This is a genomic window from Nocardiopsis oceanisediminis (assembly GCF_048595525.1).
GTDB classification, from domain to species: Bacteria; Actinomycetota; Actinomycetes; order Streptosporangiales; family Streptosporangiaceae; genus Nocardiopsis_A; species Nocardiopsis_A oceanisediminis.
Map to the genome: position 1 here is coordinate 331,464 of NZ_JAFMZJ010000001.1, position 11,900 is coordinate 343,363.

11 protein-coding genes are annotated in these 11,900 nt (G+C 70.6%); 6 read left to right on the top strand and 5 right to left on the bottom strand.

All coding sequences use genetic code 11. The features are described from left to right. Window positions 1–324 precede the first annotated feature (324 nt). The 5 genes from J0910_RS01870 to rpmH form a co-directional block, all read right to left on the bottom strand. Window positions 325–861 carry a Jag family protein gene (locus tag J0910_RS01870; RefSeq protein WP_420156770.1) on the bottom strand — a complete coding sequence of 179 codons (537 nt, stop codon included), beginning with the start codon at window positions 859–861 and terminating at the stop codon, window positions 325–327. A 47-nt stretch (window positions 862–908) separates the two neighbouring features. After that, window positions 909–1,856, bottom strand: a complete 948-nt coding sequence (gene yidC / locus J0910_RS01875; protein ID WP_420156771.1) for a membrane protein insertase YidC — start codon at window positions 1,854–1,856, stop codon at window positions 909–911. A 28-nt stretch (window positions 1,857–1,884) separates the two neighbouring features. After that, entirely contained in the window at window positions 1,885–2,202 is a 318-nt protein-coding gene (gene yidD, locus J0910_RS01880) for a membrane protein insertion efficiency factor YidD (RefSeq protein WP_420156772.1), read from the bottom strand. Further along, window positions 2,199–2,600: a ribonuclease P protein component gene (gene rnpA / locus J0910_RS01885; protein WP_420156773.1), complete on the bottom strand. Its 402-nt coding sequence runs from the start codon at window positions 2,598–2,600 to the stop codon at window positions 2,199–2,201. The genes yidD and rnpA overlap by 4 nt, the downstream gene beginning before the upstream one ends. Window positions 2,601–2,679: 79 nt before the next feature. Continuing rightward, a complete protein-coding gene (gene rpmH, locus J0910_RS01890) occupies window positions 2,680–2,823 on the bottom strand; it encodes a 50S ribosomal protein L34 (RefSeq protein ID WP_081620687.1) in 144 nt (47 codons plus the stop codon). A 718-nt stretch (window positions 2,824–3,541) separates the two neighbouring features. Between rpmH and dnaA the strand changes: the two genes are divergently transcribed. The 6 genes from dnaA to gyrB all read left to right on the top strand — a co-directional run bounded on the left by dnaA (window position 3,542) and on the right by gyrB (window position 11,873). Next, the gene (gene dnaA, locus J0910_RS01895) at window positions 3,542–5,332 is read left to right on the top strand and encodes a chromosomal replication initiator protein DnaA (RefSeq protein ID WP_420156774.1); all 1,791 of its coding nucleotides are present in this window, start codon (window positions 3,542–3,544) and stop codon (window positions 5,330–5,332) included. 554 nt (window positions 5,333–5,886) lie between these two features. Beyond that, entirely contained in the window at window positions 5,887–7,023 is a 1,137-nt protein-coding gene (gene dnaN / locus J0910_RS01900; RefSeq protein WP_420156775.1) for a DNA polymerase III subunit beta, read from the top strand. A 49-nt stretch (window positions 7,024–7,072) separates the two neighbouring features. Next, on the top strand, window positions 7,073–7,978 hold the full coding sequence (gene gnd, locus J0910_RS01905) for a phosphogluconate dehydrogenase (NAD(+)-dependent, decarboxylating) (RefSeq protein WP_420161865.1): 906 nt from the start codon (window positions 7,073–7,075) through the stop codon (window positions 7,976–7,978). Window positions 7,979–8,012: 34 nt separating this feature from the next. Then, a complete protein-coding gene (gene recF, locus J0910_RS01910) occupies window positions 8,013–9,143 on the top strand; it encodes a DNA replication/repair protein RecF (protein WP_420156776.1) in 1,131 nt (376 codons plus the stop codon). Further along, window positions 9,136–9,597, top strand: coding sequence for a DciA family protein (locus tag J0910_RS01915; protein ID WP_420156777.1), 462 nt, complete (start codon window positions 9,136–9,138; stop codon window positions 9,595–9,597). Before recF ends, J0910_RS01915 begins: the two co-directional genes overlap by 8 nt. A gap of 338 nt (window positions 9,598–9,935) precedes the next feature. Then, on the top strand, window positions 9,936–11,873 hold the full coding sequence (gyrB, locus tag J0910_RS01920) for a DNA topoisomerase (ATP-hydrolyzing) subunit B (protein WP_420156778.1): 1,938 nt from the start codon (window positions 9,936–9,938) through the stop codon (window positions 11,871–11,873). Window positions 11,874–11,900: the final 27 nt, after the last annotated feature.

Sequence of the window (11,900 nt, forward strand, 5' to 3'; positions counted from 1 at the left end):
CACCGACGGCTCGAAGGCACGGCGGCTCGATCCACGGGAAGCGGGATCGGCCGGGACCGCCGACAGGGCGATGCGGAGAGGGACCTGCGAAGCACCCCCCACGATCTTATGCGTGCGCGGCCTACGCCTGTTTCACGTGAAACATCGCGCGCCCCGTTCCATGGCGACCGCGGCCCTTCCAGCGGCCCCGCCCCTCCCCTCCCTGCCGAGCCGGGAACGGAGTGAGGCAGAGCGGAACGGCCGAGGAGCCGGCCGACCCCGGAACGGCAAAGCGCCCCCGACCGGTGTCGAGGGCGCTGAGCGTCGTGGACCGCTCGGGCGGTGCTACTCCGCGGGGAGGACCACCACGTAGCGATAGGGCTCCTCGCCCTCGGACTCGCTGCGCAGACCGGCCGCCGCGACGGCGTCGTGCACGACCTTCCGCTCGAACGGGGTCATCGGCTCCAGCGGCTTGGCCTCGCCGGACTTGGCCACCTCCCCCGCGGCGTCCGCACCGACCCGGGCCAGCGCCTTGCGCCGCCCTTCGCGGTACCCCCCGATGTCCAGCATCAGCCGGCTGCGGTTGCCGGTGCCCCGGTGCACCGCGAGCCGGGTCAGCTCCTGGAGCGCCTCCAGTACTTCGCCGTTCTCGCCGATCAGCTCGTCCAGGGTGGCGCCGACCACGGAGACCATGGCCCGGTCGCCCTCGACGTCCATGTCGATGTCGCCATCGAAGTCGGCGATGTCCAGCAGGCCCTCGATGTAGTCCGCGGCGATGTCGCCCTCGTTCTCCAGGGCTTCGATGTCGACGGACTCCTCCGGGGCCTCCGCGACCGCGACGCCGCCGCTCTCCTCCGAGCGTTCCGTGTTGCCGTTGCTCACAGCGTGCTGACTCCTCTACCTACCGATCCGACCCTGACCCTTCGGCCCTACTTCCCCGAGCGACCGCCGGAGCGCTTCGACCGAGTCTGCTTCTTCGGCTGCTTACGCTCGATCTTAGGCTGTTCGACCGGCTCGGGAGCGGTCTCCTTGCGCTTGCCCAGCAGCCCCTTGGCCGACCCGTTGGCGGCACCGCTCTTGGCCGTGCTCTGCGCCTTGTCCTCATCGCTGCCGGGAGCGGGGAACTTCCGGTAGAGCAGGTGCTGCTGCCCCATGGTCCACAGGTTGGAGGTGACCCAGTAGAGCAACACGCCGATCGGCATGCCGAGGCCGAACAGACCGAAGGCCGGCGCGATGTACATCATGATCTTCTGCGACTGCATCATCGGGTTGTCCGGCATCTGGTTGGCCGTCCGCTTGATGCTCTGCCGCATGGTCAGGAAGGTCGTGGTGCCCATCAGCACGCAGGCGATCACGATGACGATCTTGGCCAGAACCGGGTCGGACCCGAAGGCCGCCAGCTCCTCGCTGGAGCTGGTGAACTGCGCCGCGATCGGCACGTGGAAGATCAGCGCGCCGCGGGCGCTCTCCACCAGCTGCTCGGTGAAGCCGTACTGGGCCTGCCCCTGGGCGACCGAGCGGAGCACGCTGAAGAGGGCGAAGAAGACCGGCATCTGCAGCAGCAGAGGCAGGCACCCCATGATGGGGTTGGTCCCGCTCTCCTGGTAAAGCTTCATCATTTCTTGCTGCTGGCGCTGCTTGTCGTTCTTGTAGCGCTCGCGGACCTTCTGCAGCTTCGGCTGCATGTCCTGCATCTTCCGCTGCGTGTTCATCTGCTTCACGAACAGCGGGACCATGATGAGCCGCATCAGGACCGTCAGCGTGACGATCGACAGGCCCCAGGCCCATCCCCCGTCGGGGTCCAGCCCCAGCATGGTGAGACCCGAGTGGATCTGGATCAGCACCCACCCGACGATGTTGTAAAGCCAGTCCAGCACCGGCCAACTCCCTTTTACTTCGGTTCAGCTACGGGTGCGCAGGGCCGGGCTCGGCCGAGCCCTCGGACCCCCCGCCCGAGTCCTTCGCCTTCTTGTCTCGGACGTCCTTGCGCGGAGGAACCGGGTCGAGTCCTCCCGGGTGAAACGGATGGCATCGGGCGATCCTGCGCACCGCCAGCCACAGCCCTCGCAGCGCCCCATGGGTCTGGAGCGCCTGCACCGCGTAAGTGCTGCAGGAGGGGTAGAAGCGACAGACCGGCGGGAACAGCGGTGAGATGAAACGCTGATATCCCCTGATGGGCAGGATGAGCACCCGCGCCAGGGGGTTCGGTCTGTCATCGGTCATCGGTCCGCCTGGTGGTCTCCGCCGCGCCCCTTCCGGCGGCGCGGCGCGCCGCTGCGGGGGCGCCGTGCCGCGGCGAGGGCACCATCGAGGTGCTCGGCCAACGTCTCGTATCCGAGGCGCGCCGCTGCAGGTTTGGCGCGCACTACCAGCAGGCTACCCGGCTGCAGAGAGGCGATCCGATCGCGCATCAGGTGCCGCAGGCGGCGCTGCACCCGCTTGCGCACCACGGCCCCGCCGACCGCCTTGCTCACCACGAAACCGACCCGCGGAGGGTCGGTCCCGGGGGTGCCGGGGGCCAGCAGGATCACACCGAGCGATTCCCGTCCGGCCCGGCGCCCCTTGCGCATGACGAGGCCGAATTCGGCACTGCGCCGCATACGGTTATGAGGCGACAACAACGGATCGGTCCTTGAACACAAGAAGGGGACCGGCTGCCTTGCGGGCAGACCGGCCCCGGAGTCGACGGCTGCGCCGTGGTCAGTGGCTCACGGTCAGGCTGGCGCGCCCCTTCTTGCGGCGGGCGGCGACGATCGCGCGGCCGGCACGGGTCCGCATGCGCAGCCGGAAACCGTGGACCTTCGCACGGCGCCGGTTGTTCGGCTGGTACGTACGCTTGCTCACTGCTGGGCTCCAGGGCGTCTAAGAGGTCTTCGGCGCGGCTCCGTAGTCGGTGCCGCTCATGTCCTGCTCAACAACGTCGCGGGGACGTTCGAGGCTAGGAACATCGCCCGCTCGCGTCGCGACCGGGCGCACGCCGACGCTGGGCGTGGGCGTACAGGGAGGTAGCGACTTAAGCATAAAGAAGATACGGCCCGCCCGGACACCGGTCAAATCGACCGCGCCGCCGGCCGCGCTCCTCACCAGGGGCGATCCTGCGTTGTCCACAGTATCGCCGATCTGTGGACAACGCGTTGTCCACATTGGGGACGGGGGCGCCGCCCCGCGCGAGCTGTGGATAACGTGTGACCTGGGGATAACCCGGGAATCCCCGGCGCCGAGCCCCCTGTGCACAGCGTCACCCCCAGAGTTGTACACACAGTGAACTGCAGATTGTGGATAACCTGCTGCTCTCCCCAGTGTTCTGAGAGGCTGTGTACGGACCGGTGCACAACTTGTGGATCACCGCCGATACCTGTGGACACGGAGCGTCGCGGCCGGTGCACCGCCACCTCGGCCCGTCCAGCCGGTATGCACAGGTGATCCACAGGAATTCCCCGTTCTGCCCACAGGCAGGGGACGCCGGGGCGCCGGACCCGGGAGAATGGGGCCTCCGGCCCGCGCGCGGCGCGGCCGCCGGACCGAAGACCGTTGAGAAGGGGATGGACCATGGCAGGGCACCGTGTCTGAGGCGCAGGTCAATCTCGCGATGGTGTGGTCGAGCGTGGTGGACAGCCTCGACAACAGCGTGCTGCCCCCGCACCAGCGGGCCTGGCTGCCGCAGACCAGGCCGCTCGGCCTGATCGAGGACACCGCTCTGCTCGCCGCCCCCAACGACTTCGCCAAGGAGATCCTGGAGACCCGGCTGCGGGACAGCATCAGCCGCGCCCTCTCCGCCGAGCTGGGCCGGGAGATCCGGGTCGCGGTCACCGTCGACCCGACCGCGATGCAGCCGGCCCCCTCCCCCGCGCCCCAGCCGCCCGCCCCGCCGCAGGGTCCGGCGGCCGCTCCGCACCCCTCCCACCCGCGCCCGGACCGGGACCCGCTCGGCTACGGCCCGCCGCAGGGGCAGCCGGACCCCGCCTCCTACCCCCCGGACCCCTCTTCCGGCTACGCCCCCGGGCCTCCCCCGGTGGAGCAGGGGCCGCAGCACTACGGCGCCCCCGGCGAGGACCTCCTCTCCCCGCAGTGGCAGCCGCCGCGGCCGCAGCAGCAGTGGGAGCAGCCCCCGGCTCCGCAGCCGCAGGCCCCGCAGCCTCCGCAGCAGCAACAGCAACAGCAGTGGGAGCAGCCGCCGGCCTGGGACCAGCCCCGGCAGTGGGAGCAGCCGAACCGGTGGGAGCGGCCGCAGGCCGAGCGGCGGCCCGCCGGGGCCGAGCCGGACGGCGGCGAGCAGGAGGCCGCCGACGGGACCGAGGCACCGCCGGCGACGGCCGAGCCGGCCCGGCTGAACCCGAAGTACACCTTCGACACCTTCGTCATCGGGTCCAGCAACCGGTTCGCGCACGCCGCGGCGGTCGCGGTCGCCGAGGCTCCGGCCAAGGCCTACAACCCGCTGTTCATCTACGGCGGCTCCGGGCTGGGCAAGACCCACCTGCTGCACGCGATCGGCCACTACACCCAGCGGCTCTACGACGGCGCCCGGGTGCGCTACGTCAGCTCCGAGGAGTTCACCAACGAGTTCATCAACTCGATCCGGGACGGCAAGGCCGACGGGTTCCGCCGCCGCTACCGGGACATCGACGTGCTCCTGGTCGACGACATCCAGTTCCTGGAGAACAAGGAGCAGACGCAGGAGGAGTTCTTCCACACCTTCAACACCCTGCACAACTCCAACAAGCAGATCGTGATCTCCAGCGACCGGCCGCCCAAGCAGCTGGTCACCCTGGAGGACCGGCTGCGGAACCGGTTCGAGTGGGGCCTGATCACCGACGTCCAGCCGCCCGAGCTGGAGACCCGGATCGCGATCCTGCGGAAGAAGGCCGCCCAGGAGGGGCTGGCCGCCCCGCCCGAGGTGCTGGAGTTCATCGCCGGCAAGATCTCCACCAACATCCGGGAGCTGGAGGGCGCCCTGATCCGGGTCACCGCCTTCGCCAGCCTCAACCGCCAGTCGGTCGACCTGCACCTGACCGGCATCGTGCTCAAGGACCTCATCCCCGACGACGAGGGCCCGGAGATCACCGCCTCGGCGATCATGGCGCAGACCGCCTCCTACTTCGGCCTCACCACCGACGACCTGTGCGGTACGTCGCGTTCCCGGGTGCTGGTCACCGCCCGGCAGATCGCGATGTACCTCTGCCGCGAGCTGACCGACCTGTCGCTGCCCAAGATCGGGCAGCAGTTCGGCCGGGACCACACCACCGTGATGCACGCCGACCGGAAGATCCGCTCGCTGATGGCGGAGCGCCGGTCCATCTACAACCAGGTCACCGAACTCACGAACCGGATCAAACAGGAGTCCCGGAACGGCTGACGGAGCCCTTTCGGCGCCGGTTCTCCACAGCTTCCGCCCCCATTCTGTGGATAACCGGTGGACAACCCTGCGGATAACCCGGCTCCTCCTGTGGGAAAGCTGGGGACAAGCGGCGGTCAGCTGTTGACGGCCGGATCCCGGACCGGTCCGGCCCGCTCAGCGGCCTGTGGGCAAACTGGGGACAGCCGGTGGACAAGCGGTGGAAAACTCGGGGACAGCCTGTGCACGGCCGAGCGCCGTCCACAGCGCGCCGAGTTCTCCACAGCCTTCGCCCACAGGGGCAGTGGATAAAAAACGCGGGTTGAGCTGCGCAAAGACCTGTTATCCACACTATCCACAGCCCCTACTATTACTGCTCCCTTAAGTAAGACCCCAAGTGCTTCAAAATCGGGGCGGGCCCGATTCTGTGGACAAGCGCTCCGGAGCCCTCGGACCGGCCCTCGGCGCCCCCCTGAGCCGCGGCGGGGATCAGGCGTTGCGGGCACCGGCAGGGCCCGAATGCGGGTACCGTGTGAAGCCGTCCCCGCGTGTGCCCTGAGGAGAGTGAGTCGATCGTGAAGTTCCGGGTCGAACGCGACGTACTCGCCGACGCCGTCGCCTGGACGGCTCGCAGCCTGCCGGTCCGCCCGTCGGTGCCGGTGCTGGCCGGGATGCTGCTGGACGCGGGCGAGGGCGAGGGCGGCCGCCTCAAGCTGTCCTCCTTCGACTACGAGGTCTCCGCCCAGGTCTCGGTGGACATCGACGTCGAGGAGGCCGGGACGACGCTGGTCTCCGGCCGGCTCCTCGCCGAGATCACCCGGAACCTTCCTCCGCAGACGGTGGAGATCTCCACCGACGGCGCCAAGGTCGTCGTCTCCTGCGGCAGCGCGAAGTTCACACTGCTCACCCTCCCTGTGGAGGACTACCCGACGCTTCCGGCGATGCCCGGCGCCACCGGCACGATCGGCAGCGACGTGTTCGCCGCCGCGGTCGCCCAGGTCGCCGTCGCCGCGGGCCGGGACGACACCCTGCCGATGCTGACCGGCGTCCGGGTCGAGATCGAGGGCGACCGGCTGACCCTGGCCTCCACCGACCGGTACCGGCTCGCGGTCCGCGAGATCGGCTGGAAGCCGGAGGACCCGGAGCTCTCCGCGGTCGCGCTGGTCCCGGCCAAGACGCTGGCCGACACCGCCAAGTCGCTCACCTCCGGCGCGGAGGTCTCCGTCGCGCTCTCCACGGGCGAGGGCGCGGACGGGATGATCGGCTTCGAGGGCGGCGGCCGGCGCACCACCACCCGGCTGCTGGACGGCGAGTTCCCCAAGTACCGCGCGCTGCTCCCGGACTCCTTCAACTCCGTCGCCGAGGTCAACAAGGCGGAGTTCATCGAGGCGGTCAAGCGCGTCTCCCTGGTGGCCGAGCGGAACACCCCGCTCCGGCTGGCCTTCGGCGAGGGCCGGGCCGTGCTGGAGGCGGGCACCGGCGACGAGGCGCAGGCCGTCGAGGTGCTGGAGGCCGTCCTGGAGGGCGACGACATCCAGATCGCCTTCAACTCCGGGTTCCTGCTGGACGGCCTGAACGCCGTCGACTCCGACATCGCCCGGCTCCAGTTCACCACCTCCACCAAGCCTGCGATCATCAGCGGTAAGCCCGCCGACGACGAGGCCGCCTCGGACTACCGCTACCTGATCATGCCGGTGCGGCTCTCCGGGTGACCGGGCGCGCGGGTCCACATATCCACAGGTGCCATTGGGGGAGAACACGATGAAGCTGGGCATGGTCGGCCTGGGCAAAATGGGCGGGAACATGGCGGCCCGGCTGCGCGAGAAGGGGCACGAGGTCGTCGGCTTCGACTTCGACCCCGAGGTCCGCGACGTGGCGAGCCTGGCCGAGCTCGTCCAGGCCCTGGAGGCCCCGCGGACCGTCTGGCTGATGGTCCCCGCGGGCGAGCCCACCCTCGGCGCCATCGCCGAGCTCTCCGAGCTGCTGGACGCCGGCGACCTGATCATCGAGGGCGGCAACTCGCACTACGTGCAGGACCGCAAGAACGCCGACGCCCTCAAGGACCGCGGCATCCGCTATCTGGACGCGGGGGTCAGCGGCGGGGTCTGGGGCCGGCAGAACGGCTACGGCATCATGGTCGGCGGCGCGGCGCAGGACGTCGAGCGGGCCAAGCCGGTCTTCGACGCGCTCACCCCGGACGAGGGCGGCGGCTACGTGCACGCCGGCGGCGTCGGGGCCGGCCACTTCGTCAAGATGGTGCACAACGGCATCGAGTACGGCATGATGCAGGCCTTCGCCGAGGGCTTCGAGCTGATGGCCGCCGCCGACATCGTGGACGACGTCCCCGGCACCTTCGAGAGCTGGCGCGAGGGCACCGTGGTCCGCTCCTGGCTGCTGGACCTGCTCAGCCGCGCCCTGGAGGAGGACCCCGAACTCGACGGGCTGCGCGGCTACGCCCAGGACTCCGGCGAGGGCCGGTGGACCGTGCAGGCCGCGGTGGACCACGCGGTCCCCGCCCCGGCGATCACCGCCGCGCTCTACGCGCGCTTCGCCTCCCGGCAGGAGGACAGCCCGGCGATGAAGGTGATCGCCGCCCTGCGCAACCAGTTCGGCGGGCACGCCGTCACCAAGACCACCGACGACCCGGCGCGCACCCCGCGCAGCTGAGCCGTCGGCCGCGGCCGACGCGAGGGAGCCGGAGTTGTACGTTTCCCATCTCCAGCTGGCCGACTTCCGGTGCTACGAGTCGGTGCACCTGGAGTTCGAGCCCGGGATCAGCACCTTCGTGGGCCCCAACGGCCAGGGCAAGACCAACCTGGTCGAGGCGGTCGGCTACGTCGCGACCCTGGGCAGCCACCGGGTCTCCGGCGACGCCCCGCTGGTCCGCCGGGGCGCGGAGCGGGCGGTGGTCCGCTCCGCGGTGGTCCGGGACGGCCGGCGCGCCGTGGTCGAGCTGGAGATCAACCCCGGCCGGGCCAACCGGGCGCGGCTGAACCGGGCCCCGGCCACCCGCCCCCGCGAGGTGCTGGGCGTACTGCGCACGGTGCTCTTCGCCCCGGAGGACCTCGCCCTGGTCAAGGGCGACCCCGGCGACCGGCGCCGGTTCCTGGACGAGCTGCTGGTGGCGCGGGCCCCCCGGTTCGCCGGGGTCCGCGCCGACTACGAGCGGGTGCTCAAGCAGCGCAACGCCCTGCTCAAGTCGGCCTCCGCGCGCTACCTCAAGCGCCAGGAGGTGGACCTGTCCACCCTGGACGTGTGGAGCGAGCACCTGGCGGTCAACGGCGCCGAGCTGCTCGCCGCCCGGATCGCGCTCACCGCCGAGCTGCAGCCGCTGGTGGCCAAGGCCTACGCGGAGCTGGCCGGCTCGGGCGGCGCCCCGGTGCTGCGCTACCGCAGCTCGGCGGCGCCGGAGGGGGCCGAGCCGCCGGCCGACCGGGAGCGGCTGGTCGCGCTGCTCCGCTCCGCCATGGAGGACTCCCGCCACCAGGAGCTGCAGCGCGGCATCAGCCTGGTCGGCCCGCACCGCGACGAGCTGGTGCTCTCGCTGGACGACATGCCCGCCAAGGGCTATGCCAGCCAGGGCGAGTCCTGGTCGTACGCGCTCTCCCTGCGGCTGGCCGCCTTCGAGCTGCTCCGCGCGGACGGCGACGACCCGGTCCTCATCCTCGACGACGTCTTCTCCGAGCTGGACGCCGAGCGCCGCCGCCGGCTGGCCGAGCACGTCCGCCACTGCGAGCAGGTGCTGGTCAGCGCCGCCGTCCCGGAGGACATCCCCACCGAGCTGCAGGGCGCCCGGTTCCGGGTGCAGGACGGGGAGGTCGAGCGTGCCTGAGCGGCCGGAGGAGCCCGCCGCGCCCACCGGGATCGAACTGGCCCGGCAGGCGCTGGCCCAGGCGCGCGCCGCGGCCAAGGAGCGCGGCGCCGCCCCCGGCGGCCCGCCCCGGCGGGCCCGCGGCGGCCGGTTGCGGTCGCGGCGCGAGCCGCAGATGTTCGGCGACGCGGTCCGCGCCTGGCTGGCCGAGCGCGGCTGGCAGGAGGAGATCGCCATCGGCGGGGTCTTCGGCCGCTGGCACGAGATCGTCGGCGACTACAACGCCCAGCACCTGCACCCGGTCTCCTACGAGGCGGGCGAGCTGGTCGTCGCGGCGGATTCGGCGACGATGGCGGCCCAGGCCAGGACCATGGTCCGCGACCTGGTGCGCAGGCTCAACGAGGAGCTGGGGCACGGCACCGTGCACAGCATCAAGGTGCAGGGGCCCGGCCGCCGGCGGGTGCGCAGCAGGTGACCGGCCGGTGACCGCCGGGTGGCCGGGGGGCGAGCGCCCGCGGAGGTCGCGGGCACGCCTGATTTCCTCCCGGACTTGACAGCGGCCCCGGGTGCGTGTGGGGACTCAACTCCCGTCCCGTTCGCGCGTTGTGAGGCGGCACAGCGCCGCCGATGCCATTTTGTCGTCACGTGCGCGGTATCATGGGAGCGGTTCTTCGGACGCTTTCACCGGTACGGCTCACCCCGACGAGGGTGACGGGTTTCGGGGTCGTGAGCGGGGTCCGGCCGGAGCGGCGCCGAGCGGCCGCCCGCCTCCCGCCGGTCGCAAGGCGTCCCCCAGCAGGAGGGTGTTCCCACTTGGCCTACGATGCTCGATCTATCACGGTTCTGGAAGGGCTCGAGGCGGTACGCAAGCGCCCCGGCATGTACATCGGGTCCACCGGTGAGCGGGGCCTGCACCACCTGGTCTACGAGGTCGTGGACAACTCGGTCGACGAGGCCTTGGCGGGCCATGCCGACGCCATCGAGGTGACGCTGATGGCCGACGGCGGCGTCCGCGTCGCCGACAACGGCCGGGGCATCCCGGTCGGCCTGCACCCGGTCAAGAAGCGCTCGGCGCTCGAACTGGTGCTGTCCACCCTGCACGCGGGCGGCAAGTTCGACGGGGAGTCCTACGCGGTCTCCGGCGGCCTGCACGGCGTGGGCGTCTCGGTCGTCAACGCGCTGTCCACCCGGCTCGAGGCCGAGGTGCGCCAGGACGGCCACGTGTGGCGGCAGAACTACGAGATGACCCGCCCCACCGCCGACGTCGCCAAGGGCGAGGAGACCTCGGAGACCGGCACCCAGATCACCTTCTGGGCCGACCCGTCGATCTTCGAGACCACCACCTACAACTACGAGACGCTGGCCCGGCGGATGCAGGAGATGGCCTTCCTGAACAAGGGCCTCTCCATCACGCTGCGGGACGAGCGGCCGGAGCTCGTCGACGACGGCCCGGCGGTGCAGACCTTCCACTACGAGGAGGGCCTGGTCGACTTCGTCCGGCACATCAACGCCAAGAAGGACCCGTCGCACGCCTCGATCATCGAGTTCGAGGAGGACGGCGAGGGCATCTCGGTCGAGATCGCCATGCAGTGGAACCAGTCCTTCACCTCCTCGGTGCACACCTTCGCCAACACCATCAACACGGCGGAGGGCGGCACCCACGAGGAGGGCTTCCGCGCGGCGCTCACCTCGATCGTCAACCGGTACGCCCGGGACCAGAAGCTGCTCCGGGAGAAGGACGACAACCTCACCGGCGACGACATCCGGGAGGGCCTCACCGCGATCATCTCGGTGAAGCTGGCCGACCCGCAGTTCGAGGGGCAGACCAAGACCAAGCTGGGCAACACCGAGGCCAAGTCGTTCGTGCACCGGGTCGCCAACGAGCACCTGCGCGACTGGTTCGAGCGCAACCCCGGCGAGGCCAAGGACATCGTCACCAAGGCCGGCCAGGCGGCGCGGGCCCGGATCGCCGCGCGCCAGGCGCGCGACCTGACCCGGCGCAAGACGCTGCTGGAGTCGACCTCGCTGCCGGGCAAGCTCTCCGACTGCCAGTCGACCGAGCCGGAGAAGTCCGAGGTCTACATCGTCGAGGGCGACTCGGCGGGCGGCTCCGCCAAGGGCGGCCGGAACCCGATCTACCAGGCGATCCTGCCCATCCGCGGCAAGATCCTCAACGTGGAGAAGGCCCGGATCGACCGGATCCTGAAGAACAACGAGGTCCAGGCGATCATCACCGCGCTGGGCACCGGGATCCACGACGACTTCGACATCGAGAAGCTCCGGTACCACAAGATCATCCTGATGGCCGACGCCGACGTCGACGGCCAGCACATCCGGACCCTGCTGCTCACGCTCCTGTTCCGGTTCATGAAGCCGCTGATCGAGGCCGGCCACGTCTACCTCGCCCGGCCCCCGCTCTACAAGATCAAGTGGGACCAGCGCGGCGGCGACGCCGACTACGTCTTCTCCGACCGGGAGCGGGACGAGGTCATCGCGCGCGGGATCGCCGCGGGCAAGAAGGACCCCCGCCCGCGCGACCTCGTGCAGCGGTTCAAGGGCCTGGGCGAGATGAACGCCGCGGAGCTGTGGGACACCACGATGGACCCGGACCGCCGCGTGCTGCTCCAGGTGACCCTCGACGACGCGGCCCAGGCCGACGAGATGTTCAGCGTCCTGATGGGCGAGGACGTCGAGTCGCGGCGCTCGTTCATCCAGCGCAACGCCCGGGACGTCCGCTTCCTGGACATCTGACCCCGCGCGACACGACGTCAGCGAAGG

What these genes read in the sequence shown, in the direction of transcription:
- yidD (WP_420156772.1), bottom strand. Translation starts at nt 2,202, where the DNA reads ATGACCGATGACAGACCGAACCCCCTGGCGCGGGTGCTCATCCTGCCC.
- gnd (WP_420161865.1), top strand. Translation starts at nt 7,073, where the DNA reads ATGAAGCTGGGCATGGTCGGCCTGGGCAAAATGGGCGGGAACATGGCG.